The sequence below is a fragment of the Algoriphagus sp. A40 genome (assembly GCF_002002735.1).
Lineage (GTDB): Bacteria > Bacteroidota > Bacteroidia > Cytophagales > Cyclobacteriaceae > Algoriphagus.
This window is the reverse complement of sequence record NZ_MUNY01000052.1, coordinates 119,201-145,281: the sequence shown is the minus strand read 5'-3', so window position 1 is coordinate 145,281 and position 26,081 is coordinate 119,201. Positions and strand designations below refer to the sequence as shown.

Annotated in this window: 20 protein-coding genes; 7 read left to right on the top strand and 13 right to left on the bottom strand. The window is 45.2% G+C overall.

All coding sequences use genetic code 11. The annotated features are described in order from the left end of the window. Nucleotides 1-53 precede the first annotated feature (53 nt). Together B0E43_RS31140 and B0E43_RS31135 are read left to right on the top strand one after the other, a co-directional pair. Entirely contained in the window at nucleotides 54-665 is a 612-nt protein-coding gene (locus B0E43_RS31140) for a bifunctional precorrin-2 dehydrogenase/sirohydrochlorin ferrochelatase (protein ID WP_077350046.1), read from the top strand. Nucleotides 666-786: 121 nt separating this feature from the next. After that, the gene (locus B0E43_RS31135) at nucleotides 787-1,689 is read left to right on the top strand and encodes a LamG-like jellyroll fold domain-containing protein (protein ID WP_077350044.1); all 903 of its coding nucleotides are present in this window, start codon (nucleotides 787-789) and stop codon (nucleotides 1,687-1,689) included. Nucleotides 1,690-1,889: 200 nt separating this feature from the next. On the opposite strand, the gene B0E43_RS31130 is transcribed toward B0E43_RS31135, so the two are convergent. Both B0E43_RS31130 and B0E43_RS31125 read right to left on the bottom strand, forming a co-directional pair. Next, nucleotides 1,890-3,005, bottom strand: a complete 1,116-nt coding sequence (locus B0E43_RS31130; RefSeq protein WP_077350041.1) for an acyltransferase family protein — start codon at nucleotides 3,003-3,005, stop codon at nucleotides 1,890-1,892. A 69-nt stretch (nucleotides 3,006-3,074) separates the two neighbouring features. Beyond that, nucleotides 3,075-3,632, bottom strand: coding sequence for an ankyrin repeat domain-containing protein (locus tag B0E43_RS31125; RefSeq protein WP_077350039.1), 558 nt, complete (start codon nucleotides 3,630-3,632; stop codon nucleotides 3,075-3,077). Between the two features lie 445 nt (nucleotides 3,633-4,077). On the opposite strand from B0E43_RS31125, the gene B0E43_RS31120 reads away from it, so the two are divergent. From B0E43_RS31120 to metK, 3 genes are all read left to right on the top strand, one after another. Beyond that, nucleotides 4,078-6,147: a helix-turn-helix domain-containing protein gene (locus tag B0E43_RS31120; protein WP_077350037.1), complete on the top strand. Its 2,070-nt coding sequence runs from the start codon at nucleotides 4,078-4,080 to the stop codon at nucleotides 6,145-6,147. Between the two features lie 172 nt (nucleotides 6,148-6,319). After that, nucleotides 6,320-6,970, top strand: a complete 651-nt coding sequence (locus B0E43_RS31115) for a CPBP family intramembrane glutamic endopeptidase (RefSeq protein ID WP_077350035.1) — start codon at nucleotides 6,320-6,322, stop codon at nucleotides 6,968-6,970. A 134-nt stretch (nucleotides 6,971-7,104) separates the two neighbouring features. After that, nucleotides 7,105-8,358, top strand: coding sequence for a methionine adenosyltransferase (gene metK, locus B0E43_RS31110; RefSeq protein ID WP_077350033.1), 1,254 nt, complete (start codon nucleotides 7,105-7,107; stop codon nucleotides 8,356-8,358). Nucleotides 8,359-8,441: 83 nt separating this feature from the next. Here the strand turns inward: metK and B0E43_RS31105 are convergent, their stop codons facing one another. The 5 genes from B0E43_RS31105 to B0E43_RS31085 form a co-directional block, all read right to left on the bottom strand. Beyond that, nucleotides 8,442-10,016 (bottom strand): M1 family metallopeptidase, encoded by a 1,575-nt coding sequence (locus tag B0E43_RS31105; RefSeq protein WP_077350031.1) that lies wholly within the window; start codon nucleotides 10,014-10,016, stop codon nucleotides 8,442-8,444. An 18-nt stretch (nucleotides 10,017-10,034) separates the two neighbouring features. After that, a complete protein-coding gene (locus tag B0E43_RS31100) occupies nucleotides 10,035-10,517 on the bottom strand; it encodes a GNAT family N-acetyltransferase (RefSeq protein ID WP_077350029.1) in 483 nt (160 codons plus the stop codon). Between the two features lie 64 nt (nucleotides 10,518-10,581). Next, nucleotides 10,582-11,019, bottom strand: coding sequence for a UPF0158 family protein (locus tag B0E43_RS31095; RefSeq protein WP_077350027.1), 438 nt, complete (start codon nucleotides 11,017-11,019; stop codon nucleotides 10,582-10,584). A gap of 90 nt (nucleotides 11,020-11,109) precedes the next feature. Further along, nucleotides 11,110-11,757 (bottom strand): alpha/beta hydrolase, encoded by a 648-nt coding sequence (locus tag B0E43_RS31090; protein ID WP_077350025.1) that lies wholly within the window; start codon nucleotides 11,755-11,757, stop codon nucleotides 11,110-11,112. Nucleotides 11,758-11,760: 3 nt separating this feature from the next. Beyond that, on the bottom strand, nucleotides 11,761-12,240 hold the full coding sequence (locus B0E43_RS31085) for a cytidine deaminase (RefSeq protein ID WP_077350023.1): 480 nt from the start codon (nucleotides 12,238-12,240) through the stop codon (nucleotides 11,761-11,763). Between the two features lie 115 nt (nucleotides 12,241-12,355). Between B0E43_RS31085 and B0E43_RS31080 the strand changes: the two genes are divergently transcribed. Further along, nucleotides 12,356-13,690, top strand: coding sequence for a saccharopine dehydrogenase C-terminal domain-containing protein (locus tag B0E43_RS31080; RefSeq protein ID WP_371454686.1), 1,335 nt, complete (start codon nucleotides 12,356-12,358; stop codon nucleotides 13,688-13,690). A gap of 34 nt (nucleotides 13,691-13,724) precedes the next feature. Here B0E43_RS31080 and B0E43_RS31075 read toward each other — a convergent pair whose 3' ends face one another. The 5 genes from B0E43_RS31075 to B0E43_RS31055 form a co-directional block, all read right to left on the bottom strand. Continuing rightward, nucleotides 13,725-14,771 carry a DUF4249 domain-containing protein gene (locus tag B0E43_RS31075; protein WP_077350085.1) on the bottom strand — a complete coding sequence of 349 codons (1,047 nt, stop codon included), beginning with the start codon at nucleotides 14,769-14,771 and terminating at the stop codon, nucleotides 13,725-13,727. 4 nt (nucleotides 14,772-14,775) lie between these two features. Next, nucleotides 14,776-17,175: a TonB-dependent receptor gene (locus B0E43_RS31070; protein WP_077350019.1), complete on the bottom strand. Its 2,400-nt coding sequence runs from the start codon at nucleotides 17,173-17,175 to the stop codon at nucleotides 14,776-14,778. 10 nt (nucleotides 17,176-17,185) lie between these two features. Next, nucleotides 17,186-18,643, bottom strand: a complete 1,458-nt coding sequence (locus B0E43_RS31065; RefSeq protein WP_077350017.1) for an IPT/TIG domain-containing protein — start codon at nucleotides 18,641-18,643, stop codon at nucleotides 17,186-17,188. 110 nt (nucleotides 18,644-18,753) lie between these two features. After that, a complete protein-coding gene (locus tag B0E43_RS31060; protein ID WP_077350015.1) occupies nucleotides 18,754-19,461 on the bottom strand; it encodes a tRNA1(Val) (adenine(37)-N6)-methyltransferase in 708 nt (235 codons plus the stop codon). Then, the gene (locus tag B0E43_RS31055; RefSeq protein ID WP_077350013.1) at nucleotides 19,461-20,063 is read right to left on the bottom strand and encodes a DUF2179 domain-containing protein; all 603 of its coding nucleotides are present in this window, start codon (nucleotides 20,061-20,063) and stop codon (nucleotides 19,461-19,463) included. The genes B0E43_RS31060 and B0E43_RS31055 overlap by 1 nt, the downstream gene beginning before the upstream one ends. 430 nt (nucleotides 20,064-20,493) lie before the next feature. Between B0E43_RS31055 and B0E43_RS31050 the strand changes: the two genes are divergently transcribed. Further along, on the top strand, nucleotides 20,494-24,645 hold the full coding sequence (locus tag B0E43_RS31050; protein ID WP_077350011.1) for a hypothetical protein: 4,152 nt from the start codon (nucleotides 20,494-20,496) through the stop codon (nucleotides 24,643-24,645). 88 nt (nucleotides 24,646-24,733) lie between these two features. Here B0E43_RS31050 and B0E43_RS31045 read toward each other — a convergent pair whose 3' ends face one another. After that, complete coding sequence (locus tag B0E43_RS31045) at nucleotides 24,734-25,900, bottom strand: MFS transporter (RefSeq protein ID WP_077350009.1); 1,167 nt, start codon at nucleotides 25,898-25,900, stop codon at nucleotides 24,734-24,736. Nucleotides 25,901-26,081: the final 181 nt, after the last annotated feature.

The window sequence follows — 26,081 nt, the reverse complement described above, 5'->3', positions numbered from 1 at the left end:
CATACTTAAATCTTGATTCTTGCTTCTTGTTTCTAACGTCTTGCCTCTAAAAAATGAACCACCTCTACCCCATTTTCCTCAAAGTCCACGAGCTTAACGTCTTGCTAGTCGGAGGAGGTTTTGTTGCCACAGAGAAGTTGGAGTTTCTGCTCAAATCCAGTCCACAGGCTCAGGTCACTGCGGTTTCCCGGGAGTTTAGACCCGAGTTTTTACAAGTGGCGTCAAAGAGCGACACGGTTACTTTGATTGAGGATCTTTACCATGAAAAGTATCTGGGGGGAAAGCATCTTGTCATCGGTGCCACAGATAACAAGGCAGTCAACCGCCAGATTCGAGATGAGGCAAAAGAGCGCTTTCTATTGGTCAATATCGCAGATACACCGGAATTGTGTGATTTTTATTTGGGGGGAATAGTCACCAAAGGAAACCTGAAAATCGCCATTTCCACCAATGGCAAATCACCCACTACAGCCAAGCGCCTTAGACAGCTTTTGGAAGAAGTTCTTCCCGAGGAAATCGACGACCTACTCGAAAATCTCAATGCCTACCGCGATACCTTGAAAGGAGACTTTGAATTCAAGGTTAAGGCGATGAACGAGATTACTGAAGGATTGGTGAAGAAAGAGACAAGAAGCGAGATCCAAGAGACAAGACTTAAGAGTTAAGTTTCTGGTTTCTTTGTAGAATGACAATTTGAGAATATTTCTCTGACAAAATTTTTTAAGTCATCCGGAAGATTCTGGATTAGAGTCCAGCAATTTGCAGAGCATCAGGCTATCTTCACACATGACCCAAATTCCAAATCGACTTTTAATCCTTTCGATCTTTCTGTTCGGTTTTCTGATTTTGCAGACTCACCCAATTAGGGCGCAAATCCATCCAGGAAAGCAAAATAATCTCTTGATTCAGGCTATTGAATCAACGTCAGGGTTTATCGCTCTTTGGCAGTTGAATGAGGAAGCAGGTAACGAAAGGAAGGCCATTGGTAATGATAAATTCCCGCTGAAAGAAGTTAATGGGCCGGTACCCCGGATTTCCGAGGGACCGGTTTCTGGCTATTCGATCAAACTTGATGGATCAAATTTCCTGAATCTCCCAAATGACCAAACTCAAGAACTCAACATCCACGGGAAAGGAAAAGAAGTAACTGTAATTGCGTGGGTCAAATGGAGCGGTGAGCAAACAGGATTTGTCGGAGGAATGTGGAATGAATACGCCGATGGAGGAAAACGACAATATGGGCTTTTTGTCTCTCTTCCTCATTACAATGGCGGTGATCAGGTCTGCGGTCATATTTCCCAAACTGGAAAACCCACGCCACCCTTTCCTTATTCCATTGACTATTCTGCAAGCAAACAAGTTGTCCCAAGGGAAATTTGGACCTGCATCGCCTTTACCTATGATGGAGAATTCATCCGTTCCTATGTCGATGGCGAATTTGAAGCCCGAGAACCTGAGTTAATCAAGAATACAATAGGATTCGAAGGCTATCCCGATGGATTGACCCAAAGCAAAAATCCGTATTACTATCCTAATGGTATGGGAAATAATGGTTCGGACTTTACAGTAGGAGCTGTGTTGCTGAAGCGCGGGATGGGAAATTTCTTCAAAGGACAAATCGGCGGACTAGCTGTATTTGAGCGAGCCTTGGATGAAAATGAGCTGAAAAAACTGGCGGACTTGGACTGAACAGACTGAGATGTAGGATTCCTCTGAGACTCTTAAAAGAAACTTTGAATTCAAAGTGAAAACAAGGAATTGGTTTTCTGAGTGGTTCGCCAAAGATTCTACAAGGCTATCCTGATTAATTTTTCACTAAAGATAAAAATAGACGTACCGGAGATCTACAATATCCGATACGCCTAGAGTAGCATTAGCCTGATTCCAACTCAGATTTGAGTTTGTCCAAGCGGTTTCATGATCGGAACCTGAACCACGGTTTTTACTTGTTTTGCTTTCAACCCAAACAGCGGCCTGAGAAACCCCACCCTTCTGATGACTTCGAAAGTGCCAAAGCTACCCCCCAAGGTGATCCCCAATACTCCGACAAATTGCAACTGAACGGGAATAGGCAAAGGAAATATCCAAACTGATCCCAGATATAGAAAGATCATGTGCAGGATGTACACCGGATAGGCAGCCTCGCTGAGATAGGAAAGGATCGGCCCCGATCGGTTCAAATATTTGCTACCAAAGGCAAAGACTGCCAAAATCCAGCACAACGATTCCGTAGCAAGCAAGTAGCCCGGGATCAAAGTACCGAGCTGTACGATCCGGAAAATATACAGCGTGATGCCAAGTACGAGGAATGCCCATCGCCATCTCCTGATCATTTCCCAGAACCCTTCTCCGCTCAGGACAAAGCAAAACCCAAAAAAGAAGGCCAACAATCCGAGTACGAAGCCGTGCCAAGTCATCGCGTACATTTCAAACGGGGTCGGATTGATCAGCAGGACCTCAGCGATAAATGCGGCAAGAACCAAAAGTAAACTCCAAGGTTGGCTTAAGGTCTTTTTGATCCAGGAAACGACCTTGCCCGACTCTTTTTTCTTGAGATAGAAAAGGAGTGGAGAAAGCAGCAGTACATAGCAAAAGATATTGCCCAAAAACCAGAGATGTCCAGGCGACCAGGTATACGATTGATCCATGCCGTAAAATGACCTCCAAACCACCAGGTGAATTGGCACGATGACAATCATCCCAAACACAAAGGGAAGGAGAATTCGGCGCGCACGCTCTCCGATCAATTGTTTCCAACTACGCGCCCGCATGGCAAAATAGACACCCATTCCGGAGACAAAGAACAGGAGCGGAATTCGCCACACATTCAGTAAAGCCATGGGCAACCAAAGCGCGCCCCAAGGTTCTTCCGAAGTAATGAAACCAACCATTCGGCCCCAAGGCTGGAACCCAATCGCGACGTGATAGATCAGCAACAAGCCGATGGCAATCACCCGCAGCCAGTCGATGTCGTACCGCCTTGCGGTTTTTTCTAGATTTTCCATGGTTTTAGTTCGTGGCATTATACAATGTGTTATTCGCGTCTTCTTCGGTCTCCGGTCTTCGGTCTTCGGTCACTTTAGCATTTCTGCGATTTCCGGACGGACTTTCTCCAAGTAAGCATAGTCCAGTTTCAGTCCCATCGGGGCAAGCATATTGCCCATCACATCATAGACTTCTTTTACTTCGGCAAAAGGAGCAGAGACATTGTCCAGTGCGGTGGTGCTATACTTGTTTTTGATCGATTTGTCGGCTCCCTTTGCCAACAGCATCTGTACGACTTCCGGACGGCCAAAGAAGGCTGCAGAAATCAGGGCTGTCGAACCGTCGTTGTTCTGAAAATTGATGTCAGCTCCTGCGTCGAGCAGCAGCTTCACAGATTCTCTTTTGTCAAAAAGCGCCGCGGTAATGAGAGGACTTGATCCGCCAAAGGGGTCTTTTTCATTCAGATCACTTCCCACTGCGATATGTTGTTTGACCGCTTCCAGGTTGTCAGTGAGGATTGCCGTATGGAGATCAATCTCGGGAGCGCCGGCCTTTTTCTGGGCAGAGGAGTTGCAAGAGGCCAGCGTGACCATGGAGATCATCAGCGAAAAGGCAAGGATTCTGAAGTTAAAAACAGGAGTTTTCATGATAGATTTTGTTTAGAGTTGATGCTGACAAAGTAAGATCAACGGCTTGCGCCACACTAAACAGTCCTGCGCACAAAAGCATAAGCCTTGCTCTAATCGATATAAACTATGACGCAGGGATATAAAAAATCACGCAAACTGCGGAATTTCGGATTTCGGATATGAGATTTCGGATATTAATCCCGGACTCTCAACTTATTCGAATACGATGCTTCGACTACGCTCAGCACAAGTTTTAGAAGTACAAAGTACGGGCGGCCGAAGAGAGTTTAGGCTTTGGACTCTGGGAGACTTTACAACTTTACCACCTTACAACTTTCCAATCCAATTTTCCAGTTTTTCAATAAAGAACATCGAATACTGAACTCTGAATATCGAAGCATCCAGCATCCCACATCCCACTTCCCTCATCCCACTTTTCACTTTTTTCTTCTAGTTTTACCTAATGACCGTCGTTTCACCTCAAGAAAAGGAATTTTTGGATCAGCTGATTGCGAAGATCGAATTGCATATCGCTGAAGAAGAGTTTGGCGTCGCTGAGCTGGCGGATGCCATGCACATGAGCCGATCCAATCTGCTGCGCAAGGTGAAGAAGGTTTCCAATCTCTCTGTCAGTCAGCTCATCAATCAGGTTCGCTTGGAGCGGGCGATGGATTTGCTCCGCACTGGTACGGCCAATGTGTCGGAGGTTTCACATCAGGTGGGATTCAACAGTCCTTCTTACTTTATCAAATGTTTTCGGGAGCATTATGGCTATCCTCCGGGAGAAGCCGGAAAACATCCTGAAGTCGCTTTGACCGAGGCAGGTTCGCCCATTTCCGGTGCTCCCAATTTCAAAAAAAGGAGTTGGATTATCGGAAGCGTGATGGGCATTTTTCTCTTGGCATTGGGGTGGTTTCTGTTTGCGGGGGAAATCATGAAGGAGAAACTCACACCCGAAAAATCCATCATTGTCCTGCCATTTAAAAATGACAGTGCCGATTCGACCAATGTCTATCTTATCAACGGACTCATGGAGGCGACGCTCAACAACCTCCAAAAGATCAAAGATTTGCGGGTACTTAGCCGTACTTCTGCCGAAAAGTACCGCAACAGTGACAAATCCATCCCGGAAATGGCGGAGGAGCTGAACGTCAGCTACCTCGTCGAAGGAAGCGGTCAGAAGATGGGCGACCGGATTGTGCTGAATATTCAATTGATCGAAGGAGCTACAGATCGGCACCTTTGGAGCAAGCAGTACAGACGGGAAGTCAGTGACATCTTCATGTTGCAGCAGGAGATTTCACAGGATATTGCCAATGAAATCCAAGCGGTAATCACGCCTGAGGAACAGTCGCGGATAGAGAAAGTACTCACTGAAAATCCGAAAGCCTATGACTCTTTTCTGAAAGGACTGGATCTGCTGAATAAAGGTGGAGACGAAAATCTGCTGCAATCCGTCACCTACTTTGATGAGGCAATTCAGGAAGACGGGCGCTTTGCAATGGCCTATGCCTGTGCCGGATTTGCCTTTTATTACTATGATTTTTTCAGAGCTGAAAAAGTGCATCTCGACCAAATTGGCGAATATTCCGACAAAGCCATGCTATACGATCCGACGTCAGCAGAAAGCCTCAGATTAAAAGGCATGTATTACATCTTGAAACAGGAATACGCCCAAGCTTTGCCTTACTTGGAAAAAGGGCTGGAATACAACCCCAATTCCTCAGAGATCATCGGTTTGCTGGCAGACTTCTATGCAAACTTCCTCCCAAATACCGGAAAATATCTGGAGTATGCCCTGAAAGGCATGCAGCTGGATGCCGGTCCGGCGGATTCGGTGGCCACAAGCTATTTCTACCTGCGACTGGGAAATGCGCTGATCCAAACGGGCTTCGTTGACGAATCAATGGACTATATCAACAAGTCTTTGGAATATTTTTCAGGAAATGCCTACTCCCGCTACGTCAAGGCCTTCGTCAGTTATGCCCAAACCAAAGATCTGAGACTGACCCGGAGTCTTTTGAAAGCCGAATATGCCAGAGATTCTTCCCGGTTCGATATTCTCCAAGATCTGGGAAAAGTCAGTTTTTACCTCCGGGAGTATGATTCGGCCTATCTGTATTATGAGCGGTTCAATCGGATTCGTGAAGAGCAAAAGCTAGATGTCTACGTCCATGAAAATATGATCATCGGGGAGGTCTATGAAAAAGTTGGGAAAGCCGAGCAAGGCAAAAAGTTTATCCAAAGCTATCGGGACTACTTGGATGGAGATCAGACGGTTTACAAAAATCTAGGTTTGGCGGTTTACAATGCCCATCATGGTGATTTTGACAGGGCCTTGGAGCATTTGAGGCTTTTTGCCAAAGAAGACAATATCCAGTTTTGGGTGATCTTGTTTCTCATCGATGACCCGGCAATGGATGAATTCAAAAAAAATCCTGAATTCCAGAAGATCTGGGCTGGGGTGGAGAAGAAATTCTGGGACAACAATCGCAAGATCCGGGAACAGCTGGAGGAAGAAGGGGTTTGGTAGATTTCCAGTCGGCCTTTGTACTTCCGTTGTGCTGCTTCTCCAGAAGCAGTACCCCCGTTTATCGTCCCGTTGTCCTGCTTCTCCAGAAGCTGAATCCCTCCAAAAGATCAAGATTCCTGTTTGACGTTTTGAATTTATTAAATTGACTTTTCACACACTGAAATTCTCCCGAATGATTCAACCTATTATTCAAGACTTTCTCACTTTTTTAAAGAGTCCAAGCGAAGCTGAATCTTTTACTAAAATGTCGGCAAGAAGTTTTTTTGGTATGCTGGGTTTTGCATTGGCTTTGGTAATTCCAATTTCTGTTTTGTTGAAGTGGTTGGGCGTGGATCAATTTGATTCAATCATGGAGGAATTGCTGGCTAAGAGCAAATGGTTGGTGGTTTTTGCTGGGATTTTCTTAGCGCCATTATTAGAGGAACCGATTTTTAGACTTCATCTTGATTTGAAAATAAAATCGATTTGCATGGGATTGGGTATGTCTTTTCTAATGATAGGTCAGCAATGGTATGTTACAGCAGTTTTTGTATTTTATCTTGTTTTCCTACTTATCAGAGTAATGCGGCAGCAGTCCTTGAATTTCAAGTTCGTTGTCTACGTTTCCTCAATTTTATTTGCTTTAATCCATTTGGGAAACTTCTCCAATTTTGAAATAACCAAACACTTTTATTGGATACCATTTCTTGTAGCAGCACAGTTTTTAATAGGGTTGATTCTCAGCTATATTCGACTCACTCATGGCATTTGGAGTGCTATTTTGTTTCATGCAGTATACAATGCAATCTTGCTTATACCCACTGTTTTATTCTACGAGTCTTGAAACCCGTTGTTCGTTGTGCTGCTTCTCCAGAAGCAGTACCTCTCCAAACATCTATCCTCCCTCATTAATTTTTTATTTCCCCCAGTTCCCGTATTTTTGGGCTTTCTTGAAAAACGCATCAATTATCTAGAGTTATGGCATATTTATTTACCTCAGAGTCAGTGTCTGAGGGTCATCCTGACAAAATCGCTGACCAAATCTCCGACGCGCTGATAGATAACTTTTTAGCCTTCGATCCCAAATCCAAAGTAGCTTGTGAAACCCTCGTGACCACCGGACAGGTTTTTCTGGCAGGTGAGGTGAAGTCCGACATTTATCTGGATGTCCAGAAAATTGCCCGTGACGTGATCAACCGCATTGGTTATACCAAGAGCGAGTACATGTTTGAGGGCAATTCCTGTGGGGTACTTTCTGCGATTCACGAGCAATCTGCTGACATCAACCAGGGTGTGGAACGCAAAAATCCCGAAGAGCAGGGTGCCGGTGATCAGGGCATGATGTTCGGATATGCTACCAACGAAACCGAAAACTACATGCCGCTTGCGCTGGATCTTTCTCACATGATCCTGAAGGAACTTGCGGCTCTTCGCAGAGAAAATAAGGATATTACTTACCTCAGACCGGATTCCAAGTCTCAGGTGACCATCGAATACAGTGACGACAATGTGCCTCAGCGGATCGATGCCATTGTGGTTTCTACCCAGCACGATGACTTCGATGCAGAAGAGGCCATGCTGGCCAAAATCAAATCTGATATTATTTCTATCCTGATCCCAAGAGTGAAAGCTCAGTTGAAGCCAGAGCTTCAGAAGCTGTTCACTGATGAGATCGTATATCACATCAACCCAACCGGCAAATTTGTAATCGGTGGTCCTCACGGAGATACCGGATTGACCGGAAGAAAAATCATCGTAGATACCTACGGTGGAAAAGGTGCACACGGTGGAGGAGCTTTCTCAGGTAAAGATCCTTCGAAAGTAGACCGTTCGGCAGCTTATGCCACCCGTCACATTGCCAAAAACATGGTGGCTGCAGGTGTTGCTGACGAAATCCTGGTGCAGGTATCCTATGCAATCGGTGTTGCCAAGCCAATGGGAATCTATGTGAATACCAACGGTACCGCCAAAGTTGGATTAAGTGATGGAGAAATCGCGAAGAAAGTGGAGGCCATCTTCGATATGCGCCCTTATGCCATCGAGCAAAGACTGAAGCTGAGAAACCCGATCTATGAGGAAACTGCAGCTTACGGTCACATGGGCAGAAAGAATGAACTGGTGAAAAAGACCTTCTATTCTCCTTATCGCGAAGCTATCGTGAAAGAAGTTGAGCTTTTCACCTGGGAAAAACTGGACTATGTGGACAAGGTGAAAGCCGCCTTTGGACTATAAAAACTTAAGCCCCGAAGTGATTCGGGGCTTTTTTTTGACCAGACCTTCCAGGTTTTTGAAACCTGGAAGGTCTTTTTCTCCATTCATCTTACTAGCATCAACCACCCATTCGGATCCACCAAAGGGAGAGTGGAACTTTGCACCGATACTGCTTTAGCACCTAGCATAATTTTCTTAAGCCCCTCTGAGGTCTGCACTTCAACCGGTATTTCAAAATCAATTCCTTGGAGAGAAATAGCATATCCCGACTTTCCTTTTTTGCTAACCTTTAATTCGGGCAAATCGGTAGTGTACAGGTATAAATCAAAGAAACCCTGAAGGTCTTTTCCTGAATAGGTTTGGACAAAATCCGTGAAATCTTTGGTACTTACCTGATTTTGGTAAGTGAATCGCTCATCCGAAGCGAAGGCTTTGATCATTGGAAAAAAGATTTCATCTCCCAAAACTCCCCGAAGCGAATGTATGACCATCGCTCCTTTGGAATAAATTTCCCCATGATAGGCTTCTTCTTCCGTCGAATTTGGTGGACTGACCACAGGCAGGGCATGAGGTAAATTTTTGGCTTCTGCTTTTGCCTTGGCAAAATAGGCATCCGGACCTCCATGCTCCCAATAGAACAACCAATCTCCATAGGCCGTCAATCCTTCGTGAATCCACATGTCCGCGAAGTCGGCAACTGACACCTTATTCCCGAACCATTCATGTCCCAGTTCGTGATGAAGCAGCCAGTCGTATTGAGTTTTTCCCATAGGGACAAATTGGAAATTGTTGCCATAGGCATTGATCGTCTGATGTTCCATGCCGAGATAGGGAGTCTCCACCACGGCAATTTTATCTTCTGGGAAAGGAAATGCTCCAAAATACTTTTCCTGGGTTTCAGCGCTTTCTTTCAAGATATCCAGCAGCTCTTTGGCTTTTGCCCGGTTTTCCTGCAAAACCCAAACATGCATTGGGACGGTTTTTCCGGAGACAGACTTGAAATCCAGCTTTTCTTCCTGAAAAATCCCCATCGTAAAGTTGATGTTGTACACATTGATTGGGTAAGTCGAGGTCCAATGGTAAGTGATTTTGTCTCCTTTTGCTTCAGTCCCGATCAGTCTTCCATTGGAAGCGACAAAGTAGGGACTTGGAGCCGTGATAATAACATCAGTACCTTCGCTGGGTTCGCTGGAAGGATGATCCAAAGCCGGCATAAAAATCTGTGAACCTTCACCCTGGGAGGACAATCCCATCCAATGATTGCCTAGCTGATCTTTTTCCCAGGTAAATCCTCCCTGCCAGGGGGGATTCTCGGCAATCGGGGTTTTTCCTCCATAAAACACCTGCACTTGATCACAGGTGCAATCGATCGGAATAATGTCCAGGATATCGTTTTGGTGGGTGAATTTTACTTCTTTTCCATCCATCAGAACCTTCCCGACCTGATATTCATCGATCAGATTGAGGCGAAGGGTATCGAGTTTTTCGTCAGCTGAAAATGTAACCGTATTTGATCCCTGAATGGACTGACTTTCGGGCAAAAGCTCCAATTCCAACCTGTAATGCCGGACTTTGAATTTCCGCTGAAGTGGATCGACCGGCCCGCCCCAGTCCCAGTTTTGACCAAAAGTGAAATGGGAGCAAAGCGCAAAAAATAAAATCAGAGCCGATTTTTTCATGGGAAATGGAAATTTAGATCAAGGTAAGCGGAACAGGATTTCTTTCAGCGGCACACCAAATTCTTCAGAGTGTTTTTCAGATACTTTACGAAAACCAAAACTTTCATAAAAATGGACAGCAGGATCAAGGCGGGAGGTGGTATAAAGATAAGCGCCGGAATACCCTTTTTCCCGGTAAAAATCCATCCACTCTTTCATCAACATTCTTCCCAGTCCGCTTCCGCGAAATTCCTTTTCCAGGATAAAATACCTCAATAGCGCCTGATTATCGGGTCGGTGCATCAGGAGTAGAAAGCCCACCATTTTCCCCTGGGCTTCTATCACCCAGACTTTGTCCAGTTCAAGATCATATTGCCTGTAAAATTCCAGTAGGCTTTCCATGACATAGGTTTCGAAGCCGAGACCAAACCCATGTTCCTCAAAGTAGATTTTCCCGTGAAGGGATGCCACTTGGCCAAGGTCACCGGGAAGCAGTGAGTTTCTGATGGAAAAAGTTGCCATATTGAAAACTAGGCAAAAGGTAGGAAAGGAAAAGCCGCCTGAGTATGTCCCAAGCGGCCAGTGATTAATCTTCGGCGTAGTTGAAAGAGTCAACCTGCTCCTTCACCCAATCCATGTATTTTCCTTTGCGATATTCGACCCAGTCGTTTTTATACTTTGAGCCATCGATCAGAAACTTAAAACCGGTAGCAGCCTTTGGTTTGCTCAGCGCGTTGACCAGATCCTCGGCTAGATTTTTTTCTTTTACATGTCGATCGATGAAGTCCTGCATCATCTGATGCTCCTGAGGTGCTTCCATTTTGGTGAACTCGGCAAAATTGTCCGGATCTTCATCGATTTCGTCCAGAATGTCCTCTTCTTCCTGAGTTAGGTCGTAGTTGAAGTAGTCCTCATCATCTGGCATTTGGTGGATCTTCTTCTTGTCGATTCGGTAGAAGCAGATCATTCCTTTAAGTAACTGGGTAGCAATATGGTCTACCTCTTTTTCAGTAAGCGAAAGCATGGATGGTGTTCAAGAATTTTCAAAAATTATGAGAGTTGAAATTTCAACAATTTGTTTGAATGTTAGCAATCTCAAGGCCAAAAAATAGCCTCAATAGTTCTGATTTATGATTTTTTCCAAAAGTTCGGGATCCAAATCATGTCCACCGGGATAAGTGTACCGCAGCACATCCTTTCGAAGGCAGGAAATCAACTCTTCTTGCTTTTGGATGTGTTCCGAAGTGATCATTTCATCCCGATCTCCCAATGCTAAAATCAGCTCAGTGTCAGCGAATTTACCCCTTGCTTGCTCCAAATCCAGGTCTAAAGCAAATCCACCAGCCCAAAGGACCAAACTGTCTATTTTCCTGTCCCATTGGCTGGCCCAGCGTGTGGCAGTTGCCGCTCCTTGAGAAAATCCCAAAACATGGATTTTTGGTTTTACAGGGTATTTTTCCAGATAGGTCCCGACCAGTTTGTCCAAAAGTCTGTGATTGTTGGCAATGGCCGTTTCCCTCTCGTGTTTGGTCATCCAATTGGCCCCGACTCTACCCTGAAATCCCTCAAGGTAATTGTAATTAGTGCCTTCAGGAGCGATAAAGAGTACCTCCGGGGAGAAAAAAGACTTGAATTTTCGGACAAAAAACTCCGCCAGTTGCCCGTATCCGTGCATGACCAGCCAGATTTCCTTTTCCTCGAAAGTGGCTTCATGGGATAGGAAATAATGGGATTCGTACTCAAACCGGATGGAATGCTTCACTGCTTAGTTGGTCAACTTGTCAAACTTCAACGGCAAAAGTTCCGAAATTCCTTTGATTCGAAGGACATTTCCATTGGCTCGGAGGATGAGCAGCGTAATAGGTTTTCCAAATCTGTTTTCGGATTCGTTGATTGCTTGCCGGCACATGCCGCAGGGCGAGACTTCAGCCCAGCCTTCTTCACCAGCCCGCTGTGCTACGATGGCCATCATCACCGGGGCTGAAGTTGGATAATTGGCTCCGGCATAGCCCAAGACAAGTCTTTCTGCGCAGGTACCAACTGGGTAGCTGACATTTTCCTGATTGGAGGATTGGAGGACTTCACCGTTTTCCAACAAAACTGCCGCCCCGACCAGGAAACCTGAATAGGGAGCATAGGCGATTTTTGCGATCGTCTGTGCTCTGGAAAGTAGCGCCTGCTCGATGTAGTCCAATTCCTCAGGACTTAATTCCTCTAGTTCTGAATTCAGATTTATTTTTTTCACGTTTAAAATCGGTTTGGGCAAAACCTAACGATCAAAGTAATGAATTGTTCTTTAAATACTGCCAGACTGGCTTTTTCAGCCAAAATTATTCCCAATTTAGTCGGGTAAATCCTGAATGATGAATACAATTTTGATCCTTGGTGCGGGCAAATCTTCTGCTTTTTTGATTGATTATTTGGCGGAAAATTGTGAAAAGAAAGGCAGGACCTTGATCCTTGCAGACCTTGACTTAAATGGAGCCAAAGCCAAACTCAAAAACCGACCGGGAACAAAGGCTGAACAGCTGGATTCGGAGGATGGAATCAAAAGAAGAAATCTAATAAAAAGTGCAGATGTGGTCATTTCCATACTTCCGGCATCGATGCATCCTGTGATCGCTGCCGATTGTCTGGAGCTGTGCAAACACTTCTTTTCCGCATCTTATGAATCAGATACATTTCGGGAAATGAAGCCTGAAATTGAAGAAAAAGGCCTTTTTTTCCTCAATGAATGCGGTTTGGATCCGGGAATTGACCACATGTCGGCCATGAAAATAATCCATGAAGCAAAAGCCAAAGGGGAGGAGATTCTATCATTCAAATCGTATTGTGGAGGGCTTTTAGCTCCGGAGAGCGAAGATAATCCCTGGGCATACAAATTCACCTGGAATCCCCGAAATGTGATTTTGGCCGGGCAGGGGACTTCCCGCTACATCGAAAAAGGTGATTTGAAATATGTGCCTTACCACCAGCTTTTCAAGCGACTGGAGAGGATCAGTTTTCAAGGATTGGGTGATTTTGACGGATATCCCAACCGGGATTCATTGAGCTATCGTCAGGTTTATGGATTGGAGAATATCCCAACGATGCTCAGAGGTACTTTACGTCGGGCAGGATTTTGCAAAGCCTGGGATGTTTTTGTGCAATTGGGAATGACTGATGATTCTTTTCAGATGGAATTGCCACAAGAAACTACCCTGAAGCAGTTTTTGAATGCTTTTCTCCCATCCCAAGAGCTTTTGACTGTGGAGGAAAAGCTGGCAGAGGCCATCCCAGATCTGGATTTTCCAACCTTCGAAAAGCTCCAATGGCTGGGATTTTTTGAAAAACGGCTTTTGCCAAAAACCAAAGGAACGCCTGCCCAGATTCTTCAATCTATCCTGGAAATTGACTGGGAGCTCCAGCCTGAGGATAGGGACATGATCGTGATGAAGCATCTTTTTGAAATCAAAACCAAAGATGGTGTAAAGAATGTAAGCTCAAGTTTGGTCAGCTTTGGTGAAGATTCGGTGTATACAGCTATGGCCAAAACCGTCGGTCTTCCTTTGGCGATTGCGGTAGATCTGTTTTTGGATGCGAAAATCCAAATGAGAGGACTTCACCTTCCGGTTTTGCCGGAGATTTACGAACCGATTTTGGAGGAGCTCGAAAAGTTCGGGATTCGGTTTGAGGAGACTTTCAATGCAGAGTAACTGAAAGACTTCGCCCGAAGGGCGATCGGCCAGATCAAGGTTTCCAATCTACAGGAGGAATCAGACTAGCCCCTGGTAAGGTCAGGCAATCATCTGGAATGGTCACTTTGTTTTGCCGAAAGGAAAGCTCGGCTCTGTCAATGTATATCTCCTTGGTGGTCTCCCCGGCGGCTATAAAATAGCCCAGAACCTCCTCGTCGGGATTGTCAAGGCTGATTATATTGCCTCGGATAGTGGCGGGAGGAGGGTCAAAGATCGAACCGCTAATCTCTGCCTGCTGTTTGATCAATCTTAGGAATCGATAGGCCTCTTGGGAAATTGAATATTGCCTGAGTTCCATCCGATATTTAAAGATAAATCGTCTGCCATCATCCTTTATAAATGCTGCGGGAATTCGGGTACTCAAGCCGTTGAAACTGTCATCCTGGGCGATAAATAAACTCTGGTTCGATCCGGGTTCGGTGATATAGCAAAAGTTACAGCATGCCTTTGGAGCCGGGATTTTTGCGGGGCGGATGATATATAATTCAGGGTAGGTTTCCTGCAAATAGGTTGCCCGACCACTTCTCCAAAAGTAGAAGTTGTTTTGATCTGCGGGATCATTGATTTCACTGATTAATTGGATACCTGACCGTGGGTTGGTCTCACCTTCGACAGGGACAGTGACTGTTTTCATGGTAATTGCCTCGATTTCAGGAACGGCATTTACTCTCTCTGGCAGCGAAGTGTAAACCCTCCCTTCTGTTGTTTGGATCTGCAGCGTATAAGATTTGCCAACTTGTGCCCTGAAGCCAGTCGGAGTAAAGTAGCTTCCTCTAGCCTCCTGGCCCTCTTCCAAAAAAGTCACCATGCCTTCATTGTCCCTCACGACCACTGTTGCTCCTGAGACGGGTCGGATCAATCCTTCAAATTGACTTCCATAGGTGGTGCTACGTGAGATGGTAATCGCATGAGGCCCCTGTCCTGTGTGGATAAGGCCATCCACCGAGAGCAGCTCTTTCCCTTCCGGCACTTCGACTTCATAAGGATCGATGCAGGCGATAGGGATCAGAAGCAGAATATGGATCAGTCGTCTCAGCATCGGTTTAAAATTTAATGGCATAGCTCAAACTTGGAAGTGGCACTCCTAAAATTGCCAATCGCAATGCCTGTGGCGGGGCTCCTGCTGCATCGTCAAAATAAATGGAGAAAGGATTTTTTCGGCCGTACACATTCAGCAGTGAAAAGGTCCAGTTGCCGTCAAAAAACCTTCCCTCACCCTTGAATTTGAAATTAACGGCAAAGTCCAATCGGTGGAAATCAGGTAATCTTTGTTGATTTCTGGAGTCAAAGTAGGCGAGATTATTTCCTGAGTATTCGAATTTGGCTTCCGGGAAAGTTACTGGTCGTCCGGTGCTGTAAGCGAAAGTGGCCGAAATAGAGGTGTTGGTGCTCACTTTGTAATTTCCAATCAAGGTCAGGTCATGAGGCTTGTCAAAGTTGGACGCATACCACTCTCCGTCGTTGATGTTTTCTTCCTCATAGGCAGTGATCACTCTTCGGAGCGACCTGGAGTAGGTATAAGAAACCCATCCCGTTAGTCTTCCCAAATTCTTTTTGACATACAGTTCCACACCATAAGCTTGTCCTTCAGCTGGTATCAGCTCTGTCTCGATGTGGTTTTGCATGATCAAAGTTGCGCCGTCCTTGTATTCCACTACATTTTGGAGGTCTTTGTAATACACCTCGATAGAGGTCTCGAAGATGTTGCCTTTGAAGTTGTTGTAAAAACCCAGGGAATATTGATCCGCGATTTGAGGTTCGATAAAGGTATCGCTCAGCTTCCATACATCAGAGGGAGCGATGGTAGCGGTGTTGGATATCAGGTGGATAAACTGGTACATTTTGTTGTACCCAAGTTTGATGGAGCTTGCTTTGCTCAGGGAATAACGAATCGAAGCTCTCGGCCCGAGTCCGCCGTAGGTCTGGATTACCTCACCGTCTTCATAGTTGGTTTCGCCGATTGCACTTCCGTCAGAGACCGGTTCGTTTTCTTCGTATTGCCTAACCACCCTAGGGCCCAGGTATTGGTAGGTGTCATACCTCAAACCATAAGAAAAGCCGAATTTTTCTCCAACTTCAAACTCATGCTGAAAGTGAACGGCAGCTTCTCTTCCGGCTTCATCCTGGACTTTTTTGGGTAAAATATCCTCTGTCCCCGAGGGAATGAGCTCCCCCGGTTGGATATTTACCTGCTTAAATTCTCCTCCAAAAACAACTTTACCTGTGCTGCTCAACTGGTAGCCCAGGAATACTTTCCCTCCCAAATCCGCAATATCAGATTTGATTTCAAAGTCATTGATTCCGCTTAGGTTGAAAATGCCATAATCATAGAGTGAATAGTATCCCAAAGCTTCAAGACTCAGTTTGGAACTGAGCTTACTTTTCCATTGAAGCGAATGGGCGGTATTTTTCCATGAAATAGTGGTATCAGATGCAAAAGCAAAATCATCGTAGCTGGTATAGTAGCTGTAGGTAAACTCGTTTTTATCAGAGAGCGGTGCACTGATGATCAGATTTCCGTCGTAAAAATTGGCATTGGAATTTTTGACAGTTGGATTGCTGAGTGTCTGGAGGAACCAATTGATATAGGAAATCCTGAATCCTCCCAAAATCGAAACTTTGTCCTTGATGAGTGGTCCGTTCAGGGAAAGTTTTCCAGAATAGTTACTGACCATCAGGTCGCCTCCCCATTTGCTTACGCCTCCGGTTTTGGGTAAAATGTCGAGGATTGCTGAGCTCCTTCCTCCATATTTGGCAGGAACGACCGCTTTGTAAAGTGTCACATCATTGACCACATCGGCATTGAAAGCCGTGAACAAGCCAAACATATGCGAAGGGTTATAGATCGGAGCTCCGCCAAACTGGATCAGGTTTTGGTCTACTCCACCACCACGGACGTTTAGTCCTGAGGATGCTTCGCCGACTTGGCTCACTCCTGGCAAGGTTGCCAGAGATCTCACAATGTCGATTTCGCCCATAAAGGGAGGCAATTCCCGCATGGTATTCATGCTGAGTGTGATGGCACCCATGTCGGTGGATCGGATATTTTTTTCCGGATCCCTGCCAAAAATCACCACATCGTCCAACTGGAAATCTTCCTGAATCATCCGGATGGACATTCTTCCGTCACCTACTGCAGTGATGGGATAGTCGATTGTTTCATAACCCACATACCGAAATTGAAGGTTGTATTCTGACCGGTCAAGGGATAGTTCAAAGGCCCCGTTGTTATCAGTGATTCTGGTGAGATCCAGTTCCGGTACACTTACTGTGGCCCCCACAAGTGCTTCTCCGGTAATTTCGTCAATGATCCGTCCGGAGATTTTTATCCCTTTGAGCTGACCGATGTCTCTGCCAATCACTTCCCTTTTAGAGGGAGTGGTGGTTTGAGCCCAGGCTCCATGTCCTAACAAAAAGATAAAAAGGAGTAGAATTTTTTTCATCAGCTAGGGATTAAATTCCATTAGGGTCAAATCGGTAAAGTTCCATTGGAAGAGCTCCGGGAATAGTTCTGTCAGGGCAGCGAAGGAGGTAAAGCTGATCGTTGTAGGTGAAATGTCCAGCATTCAAACTTTCCGGATTTCCGGGAATTGGGGTCTTTGATTTCCAGATCAATGTTTGCAGATCCAATTCCATCAGTTGCATCGAACGAAAGAAGAATCCAATGTAGACCCTGTCTCCTATAACCTGTGCTATGCCTAGTCCGCCTTCGCTTGAAACCGGGAATTTGGTGAAGATCTTCCAGGAATCAGCGGTGGGTTCATATTCCCAGATCCTGTTGTCAGTGGCTAGGAGATAGGCTTTGTTTTGGTAGACAAACGAAACCTGCGTGGAAGCAAGATCAAAGGGGGCTGATGACAGGCTACTCCAGATTTTTGTTGCAGGGTTATACCTCAATAGAGTCCGCAGTCCAGAGCCAGTTCCGCCGACGACATGCAACTGTCCGTTTAGCTCAAATGCGGGAGAATGATAGCTGTCGACCGGCAAATCAGGAAGGCGCTCGAAGTGCTCTCCGCTGATCTTCCATAAGTCTCTTTTGTAATAATAATTATCCCTATCAACTCTCGCTCCACCTCCGATATAGCCTGCGGTGGCAAAAGCACCTCTTCTTGTTTCCCCGGGAAAATCTACCTTGCTCCAGGTTGTGGATTGCAGATCAAAGCGCTGAAGGCTCCCGAGGTAAGAGCCAAATTTGTCCGTGCCGAGGCCAGCAAATAAGCCATTTTGATGTTGAAAAAAGACATTGTCGTAGATCCGCTCGTTTCCTGGGAAAAGACCTACCAACGTATATTTTCCAGTTCGATATTCAAACGGTTGGCTGGCTTCCAACTTTTCGTCCTGAGACTGGACGATCAGAGGAACTTTAGCCTTACCAGCCGGTTCCGGGATCCGAACTTTCAGCCTAGAGTCGAAAGCAATTTCTAAGACAGTTGCCTCCTGCTCTCCGAAAAATACACGAGTATCAGGGGTGAAATTTCGCCCCACGATCATCATTTCTTCTCCCGGAAATGAAAAAGACGGGCTGAAAGACTCAATGGCAGGCAGGAGGGTTTTCACCTCCAGTGCCTCTCCAAAAAAGTCGGCACCGTCAGCATTAATAAAAGCTCTTACAAAGTATTTCTGGTTTATTTGCAGGCCTGAGGTTTCTCCGATAAATCGTCCCGGTCCATTTTTTTCACCCAAAGAGATCAATATAGGATTGGAAAAACTTTCGCTTGTCGACAATTGAAAACCGTGATCCAAAGCCGTGATTGGTTGATTGGTAATCAATCTGCCCAAAACCCGGATTTTCTCTCCACTTACATAGATTACCTCCTCCGTCTCCACTACTGTAGTGGATTCATCCTCCCGGGTACAGGAACTAGCTAACAATACCATTAAAAAAATACCCAGAAAGTAAAATTTACGCATGAAGGGGAGTTGTTGAAACCAAAAATATAAAAAAGGAGACTTAAGTCAACTTATCTTAAAAATGGGGAGGCTTTTTTTCACAAATGTCAAATTCGAAAAAACCGATTTTTTCAATAACCCAACAAAAAACCCGAAAGTAAGCTTGAATAGGAACTGGAGTAGGCTAATTTTTGATCTTTTAGGATAAGAATTTCCTCTTTTTTATCCCTCACCTGAAATTCGAATCCACCGATCTCCCGGTGGACAGGCTTATCTTCTTGATCTTTTACCCTGACTTTTTGAAAAAGATACAGCCCGGATTTTTGAGCTAACAATTCCAGATCCTGCATCTGCCTTGGAGGAAGGATAACCCAAAAAACGCCTGTTGAGGACAGTAACTGAATCGTCTTGTTGATCAGTTCTTCAAAAGATAATTCATCAGTATGAAGCGCTTTATTCCGCTTGGAGTCCTTGGATTTGAGATGTTCGGGGAAAAAGGGCGGATTACTGACAATCAGGTCAAATTTTTCCTTTTCAGGTAAATCCTGAATTCTACCATGGAAGATCTCGAGCCTTTGGGAAAACTTACTTTCCTGAAAATTCTCCTTAGCTTGTTCCGCAGCATCAGGATCAATTTCAACAGCCGTCACCTTCGATTCCGGAAATCTTTGCGCCAGCATCAATGCAATCACTCCTGTGCCGGTTCCAATATCCAGAATCTGATTTGGGTTTTCAGCGTTTGCCAGAGAACCTAAAAGCACAGCATCGGTGCTGATTTTCATCGCACAGCGGTCCTGATGGATGCGGAACTGCTGAAACTGAAACCAGGAATTGCCCATTAATTTCGGGCCTTGCTGAAGAATTTGCTTCTAAAGCCGGATCGGTCTTCCATCGTGTTCAGATCGTCTTCAGACACTCTTTTCACGCTTTCGATGGTGTAGAAGGCCTTTTCATCCACTTCTTTCACCTTGGAGATAAACTCCGGAAGCGTATCACGCTTCATGACTGTAAAAAGCAAATTCACTTTACCAAATCTGCCTTCGCCGCCGACATTGGTAAATCGGTAATTCTTGTCTTTCATAAATTCAAGCAATTCTGGATGTGGCTCAGGAGTAATTACCCTCACCAAAACCCGGCCGATGGCTAGTTTTTCTTCTAATGTCATCCCTACAAAAGTTCCAGTGGCAAATCCGCCGGCATAGGCGAGGTAAGAAATGGGATTGTCTACATTCTGAAAAATTTGCCCGATCGCGAGGAGCCAAATCAGCGCCTCAAAAAATCCCAAAACCGGAACAATGCTCTTCTTTCCGTTCATCATAAACATGATCCGAAGCGTATTGATTGACACGTCGCCGATCCGGGCAACAAAGATCAGCAGGGGCATCAGCACGTAATTCAGGAGGTTGTCGGAGATTCCCAGGGAGTTAAACAGGTCTTGCATAAGGTTGTAAAAAGCTTGCGCAAAAGTACTGCTTTTCTTCGGTATAGGGGGCGAAAATGGGCAATCCAATAGGAAGATTCCACCGAAAGGATTTGAAAAAATATATTTTAAGTATTAAAAAATATAATTATTCCAATTGATAATTATTGATTTTGGTTTTATTTGATTTCATAAAATAATATATCTATATTCTAGATGTTTTCGGTAGGTAGTATGTTTTTTGACTTTTTATTCCCTGTAGTTGGCTATTAAAAATGTGTAGGGTAGGTTTTTCATATTTCGGCTGAGTGCTTGGTCAAAAACAAAATATCCTCTTTTAATTTATTGCTTAAGAATTTATTCTAAGATACAATCCATTCAATTTCAGGAGATTCTCCGGATTTCGGTTTTCAGTATCAATTGATTTTTTACCCATTTAAACCAAAATACCATGTTAAAGTCCAAAACAGTTTTCTATTTACGTTCTGAAAACAACGAATTGTTTGATGGAGCGGAGACTGGAAATCCAGTCAAGCTATTGGGAAGTATTCAACAAACTTCCAATGAAAACGAGTTTCAGGTTAAGAAGGGATTTATTGATATCGGGAAAATTCCAGTCCTCGATAAATCGGATTCTTTCACGTTGGAAGCCGTCGTTCAGCCAGTTAAGGTAATCGGAACCAGACAAAATATCCTGGAATCCCAATCGCCTCCTGTCGCGGTTTTCCTGGATAACCTCGGAAAATTAAATGGAAGCGTCCATACCTCCAGCGGATGGCAAACCATCACTTCTACAAATCCCTTGCCTCAGGATAAGGCAGTTCAGGTGAGATTTTCCCGCTCCTCAAACGGGACAAACACGCTCGAAATTGATAACAAAGAAGTGGCCTCTAAGATGATTCCTGGCCCATTGGTTTCTGTTGGAAATTTGGGTTTCAAAGCTGCCACTGGAATGGATGGAAAGGCGTTCCAGTTCGAAGGGAAAATTTCAGAGATCCAAATCAAAACCGGTTCAATTTTGGGCAAGGAAATCCAAAAAAGGGCTAAAGATGCAATCACTCTCCAAAAAGCGATTCAGTCAAAAGTCGGAGTCAAAGTAAAGGTAAGAGTCGTTCCAAGTATGGATGAAAGCCATGCAAGACTACTCCCAATCAAAGACATCATGAATGCGGTTGGGGTAGAAAAACTAAATGACTTATCCCAGTTAAAAATCTCAACTCCAACCAATATCACCAGAGGAAAGGTGATGGTGGCTTCGAGAAAAATTGACAATCTAGGTGTGAATTGGGGTGTGGTAGCCAAAGATTTTGTCACTATGAATGGGGCTGAAAAAAAAGTCCAACTGGCAAAATTTCTTCCAAACAGAAACAGCAGCCAGCTGATTATTTCCACAATTCAAACAGCAACTGCAACGACAGCTGCTACCGGTGCAACAGCTGGCACATCTCCAACTCTTGTAACAACTGCAACTTCAGTAACTCCTATCCCAACTTTGGCGATACCAAGACCAACAGGCAGCATCCTCCTGACAAGACCTTTGGGGACAAGGGTGGATACTCTAACCCCTGATTTAAGAACTGGAGTCAGGATTCCCAGAGAAGTTATTGCTTCAAGTCCTACTGTGGCGGCAGCACGTGTTTCTCAGCCAATCAGTGCTTCGATACTGCTGGATTCCAAAAAGCTTGTGGTGAAGGATCCCGAGATTGCAAATCGAATGATGAGCAATAAGCCTCAAAGTTGGCCCACATTGTCGGACCAGGCCCAGGTAATGTCTCTGACAACATTGCCCGTAAATCAATCGGTCATCATCGCAGGAGTGCTTGATCTTACCAATATCAGACTGAGCATAGAGGCAAATGTGGAAAAGCTGATCATCATCGCTGAGCAGATTATCTGTGGCCCCAATGCAGAAATTGTCTGGAAAAGACCCGGCGGTTCCACTCCGGCACGTCTTAATGATCCGGCTTTGGATGGTAGAGGGTGGTCAGGGATCCAGACTAATGGCAACAATAGGCATGGACTTGACGGGGACGATGCAAGATCCGGTTCCGGGGGAATAGGCGGGGCAAATGGACTGAATTCCCCTCAGTTGGAAATCTGGGTGAAAAACCTGACTAACATTCCGAAAATCGAACTTACGGGAGAGGATGGAATTATAGGTGGAAAAGGCCAAAATGGAGGCAGAGGAGGAAATGGTGCTAATGGAGAAGGAGGAAAATGGGCCTGGTTTTTTGGGAAGCATTGTGTTTCTGACCCAGGCGACGGCGGTGACGGTGGCAATGGTGGAAGGGGAGGAAACGGAGGAAAAGGCGGAAATGGTGGAAATGGAGGGAGTATCACAATTGGGGTTTTGGACGGAACTCTGGCACAAACGGTCACTGCCAATGCATTTCAATTAAAAAATGCAGGGGGTCGAGCCGGAAAAGGTGGGCCCGGTGGAAATGGCGGATTCGGTGGCCAGGGAGGGAGAAGCGGAAATGGGGAGGTTTGTCACGATGCGAGAAACGGGTCCAATGGCGCACAGGGCCAGCCGGGTGCCGTAGGTTCTGACGGTACACGAGGCGGTATCGACGCACTGAATGAGTTTTTTCAGTTTAGCGAAGATGCTTGGAATGATTTACTGACACGTCCATTTATCACCGAACTCAACCCAGTGGAGGTTTTTCCCGGAAATTCTATTACCATCCGAGGGAACAGATTTGCAAACAACGATAGGGTAATAATTGAAGGGGGAATCACGCTTGTACCAACCATTAACGCCGACGAAAGCATCTCCGTAACCATTCCCAACAACATTTCGGGTGGTCAAAAATCCATTTTTGTCCGAAGGGCTTTTGACAATACCGAAAGCAATAGACTTCTGATCCGGGTAAAGCCCCAGCTGGATAATCTACCGGCAGTTCTTCCTCCCACAGCAACTGTGGAAATTACCGGGAAAGCATTTCTCAACGGTGCCTCTGCAATAGTGGATGGAATGGCGGCTCCTGGGACTTTTATTTCCCAGACGAAGATCAGTTTTGTAATGCCGGGGACTAACGGATCGGGTTCCACCGGAGGAAGCGTATCCATTCAGGTGAGAAATCCCGATGGTATGGTGAGCAATTCAAGAACCGCTACGAAACCGAGAATTCTCGAGATTCCCTTTACCTATGGCGTTCATAATCTGCCATTCAACAATTTTACCGATGGGATTCCTTCCTGGGGAACTTTTGAAGACACATTTGGGACAGCAGAGGTTTGGCATGAGTTGCTGGATCCGGTATTTGGTCACCCGATACTGACAGGAGCTTTCTATATCTTTTATGAGCATTTTCTGAAAGGTCAAGATAATGGCGGTCTCGCTACCGGGTTTTGCACTTCTTTGGCAAGTGTGGTTGCTGATAAACTTTGGAAAGGGGAAACCAATGCGATCACTACCTCCAAAGCCAGCATTCATCAAATGCTGACCGCTGTCCATGGGAAACTCCTAAGCCGAGAAAGTCTTATTCATTTTCATGACCAAAGCCGGGAAGGAATTCCAAGAGTTGAAAAAACAGCCAGAGCCATTGAGCGGACTTTCATGACAGGCTGTGACCGACACAATGCACCACTTCTCTTTTTCATTCCTTCGGGGGCGATTTGGGATGCAGGGTATATGGATGGACTTAGCTCTTCGCATTGCTTGATGCCTTACAGATTTGTTTATCCGGCAGGCCATTCAGGCCCACAATTGAATCCACTCGGCACGACTACGATCTCAAGTTTGGACGGCGTGGAGCTTTACTGCTGGGATTGTAATAGAGCGGATAATCCAAACTGTAGGTTGAGATTTAAGCAGATTGGTAGCATGCTTCACTACGATTATTTCAACGGAGATGATACCGCCCAATTCCGCAGCGAGGACAATGTTTCCCTTGGAATTATGACCAATGGAGACTATCTACTCGCCGATCATGATCTGCCGTTTGGGGGACCTTTTGGCTTGACAAGTTTTATTATTGATTTCCTTCTTAGTCCTGCAGATCTTGAAATTACAGATGAAAATGGATTGCGGGTGGGTAAATTCAATGACAAAATCTTCAGTGAAATACCGGATTCCCATCCCTGCTATTTGGTGAAAGGAGCCTACCTACTTCCTGTCAATAGAAACTATACCAGAAGAATCGTTGGAAATGGTGCCGGAAAATACACTTTCAACAGTATTATGCCTGATGGCACTACGATTCGAGTCGAAGATGTAGATACAGGAGCTGGGCAGGTTGATACACTGATTGTCAATTCAGATGCGAGCTTGATCCGGTTTACCCCGCAGATTGAAAAACAGTTCACCATGACTTTCTCCAGATTGGTTGACAATCAGGTCAGATCACTTTCTTTCAGCGGAATCGGCGGAGGTCCTGCTGCGGAAACTGACATCACCGTCAGTCCTGATCTGAGTATCCTTCGATTGGGCAACAGGTCCACACTTAAAAATGTGCAGGTAAAAGCCTTCTCAGTGGATCGTGTAACCAACAACCCGATTACAACAAGCTCTTCGATTCAGCTTCCTTCGAATCATGATTTAATTGTGACAGTTGCCAATTGGAACAATGCTCAAATGAATCTTTCGACGCTGGATTTCTAATTTGAATTATAATTATGAAAGACTGTTTCCATATAGGGACAGTCTTTTTTTGCCCTTTTTTGAAAGAGAAGGGGGATTGTAAAAGCTGTTATTGAATTTTTTTATCCCTTCCTGCAGGCAATCCAAATCCGATAAACTGTATCGTCATGATCAGCAGGAACCAAATCAGGATGTTCCAGTTGTCGAAAAGATCCAGGGAAATCCCAAAAACCAATGGCCCTAATGCGGCTAAAATATATCCCGCTGATTGCACCATTCCGGAAAGTTTGGCTGTGGTCAGATCCTCGGCTGAGCGAAGTGAAATCAAAGTGTAGGCAATACTCAAGCTCGCACCGCTGCCAATCCCGATTATGGTCAAAGCCGCAAAAGTAACCCCCTCATTTTGGATGAAAAGTGCCCCGTAGCCGACTAGATAGCTGATTCCTACGGTCAGAATCACATTTGACTGTTCCTTGAGCCGCATCAGGAGATTTGGAACGAAGAATGTGCCGATCAGGGAGATCAGCTGCATATAAGATAGTGCGATTCCTGCTTTTACAGGACTCATTCCCCGAGCGATCAGCATATCCGGCAGCCAGGTGATCATGGTAAAATACATGACTGACTGGGCCCCCATAAAAAGGGTAACCTGCCAGGCCAATCGGGATTTCCAGACGTTCTTGGCCTGAAGCAATTCTCCCTGACGACCGGTTTGGTGGGTTTTCAACTGAGGGATCCAAACCACCAAAGCCAGAATCATCAGGATAAACCAAGAAGCAAGAGAGCCTCTCCATCCCAGTCCCAAATCCACAGCAAGTGGAACACTGAATCCAGATGCTATTGCCGCGAAAAGGGACATTCCGGTAGAAAGAATGGCGGTCATCAGTCCGATTTTTTCGGGAATCCTCGCCTTGAAAAAGGGGATCATCAACACATTGGCGATTACAATTCCAATTCCCGTCAGTGCCGTCCCAAAGTAAAGAAGTTCAATTCCACCCAGGACTCGGATTATTACGCCAATTGCCAAAAGTAGAATTCCCAAAAAAATGGCTTTTCCATGTCCCAGCCTTTTTCCTATAGAAGGAGCAAAAAGTGAAAACACCGCAAAAGTCAACAGAGAAAGGGTGGTAAGAAAACCTGCCAAGCCATTGGAGATATCCAAATCTTCTCGGATAAAAGGGATCAGCGGTCCTACTGAAGCAATCGATGTCCTGAGATTGATTGAAATCAGGATGATACCTAAAATGAGAAGGGTTTGGCTAGAGGACTTGGACATTTACGAATTTTGATTTACGATTTACGGCGTCCTCAAGGGGTTTGGGTTATGCTGCTTCTATTGGGTTATGCTGCTTCTCCAGAAGCTGCATTGATTTAATTAAATACAAACAATCCTGCTTTCGGAAAAGCAGGATAACGGAAACGGAAAATTTCAAATCTCAAACCCCAAATTTCGAATC

What these genes read in the sequence shown, in the direction of transcription:
- B0E43_RS31140 (WP_077350046.1), top strand. Translation starts at nt 54, where the DNA reads ATGAACCACCTCTACCCCATTTTCCTCAAAGTCCACGAGCTTAACGTC.
- B0E43_RS31135 (WP_077350044.1), top strand. Translation starts at nt 787, where the DNA reads ATGACCCAAATTCCAAATCGACTTTTAATCCTTTCGATCTTTCTGTTC.
- B0E43_RS31130 (WP_077350041.1), bottom strand. Translation starts at nt 3,005, where the DNA reads ATGGAAAATCTAGAAAAAACCGCAAGGCGGTACGACATCGACTGGCTG.
- B0E43_RS31125 (WP_077350039.1), bottom strand. Translation starts at nt 3,632, where the DNA reads ATGAAAACTCCTGTTTTTAACTTCAGAATCCTTGCCTTTTCGCTGATG.
- B0E43_RS31120 (WP_077350037.1), top strand. Translation starts at nt 4,078, where the DNA reads ATGACCGTCGTTTCACCTCAAGAAAAGGAATTTTTGGATCAGCTGATT.
- B0E43_RS31115 (WP_077350035.1), top strand. Translation starts at nt 6,320, where the DNA reads ATGATTCAACCTATTATTCAAGACTTTCTCACTTTTTTAAAGAGTCCA.
- metK (WP_077350033.1), top strand. Translation starts at nt 7,105, where the DNA reads ATGGCATATTTATTTACCTCAGAGTCAGTGTCTGAGGGTCATCCTGAC.
- B0E43_RS31105 (WP_077350031.1), bottom strand. Translation starts at nt 10,016, where the DNA reads ATGAAAAAATCGGCTCTGATTTTATTTTTTGCGCTTTGCTCCCATTTC.
- B0E43_RS31100 (WP_077350029.1), bottom strand. Translation starts at nt 10,517, where the DNA reads ATGGCAACTTTTTCCATCAGAAACTCACTGCTTCCCGGTGACCTTGGC.
- B0E43_RS31095 (WP_077350027.1), bottom strand. Translation starts at nt 11,019, where the DNA reads ATGCTTTCGCTTACTGAAAAAGAGGTAGACCATATTGCTACCCAGTTA.
- B0E43_RS31080 (WP_371454686.1), top strand. Translation starts at nt 12,356, where the DNA reads ATGATGAATACAATTTTGATCCTTGGTGCGGGCAAATCTTCTGCTTTT.
- B0E43_RS31075 (WP_077350085.1), bottom strand. Translation starts at nt 14,771, where the DNA reads ATGCTGAGACGACTGATCCATATTCTGCTTCTGATCCCTATCGCCTGC.
- B0E43_RS31070 (WP_077350019.1), bottom strand. Translation starts at nt 17,175, where the DNA reads ATGAAAAAAATTCTACTCCTTTTTATCTTTTTGTTAGGACATGGAGCC.
- B0E43_RS31065 (WP_077350017.1), bottom strand. Translation starts at nt 18,643, where the DNA reads ATGCGTAAATTTTACTTTCTGGGTATTTTTTTAATGGTATTGTTAGCT.
- B0E43_RS31060 (WP_077350015.1), bottom strand. Translation starts at nt 19,461, where the DNA reads ATGGGCAATTCCTGGTTTCAGTTTCAGCAGTTCCGCATCCATCAGGAC.
- B0E43_RS31055 (WP_077350013.1), bottom strand. Translation starts at nt 20,063, where the DNA reads ATGCAAGACCTGTTTAACTCCCTGGGAATCTCCGACAACCTCCTGAAT.
- B0E43_RS31050 (WP_077350011.1), top strand. Translation starts at nt 20,494, where the DNA reads ATGTTAAAGTCCAAAACAGTTTTCTATTTACGTTCTGAAAACAACGAA.
- B0E43_RS31045 (WP_077350009.1), bottom strand. Translation starts at nt 25,900, where the DNA reads ATGTCCAAGTCCTCTAGCCAAACCCTTCTCATTTTAGGTATCATCCTG.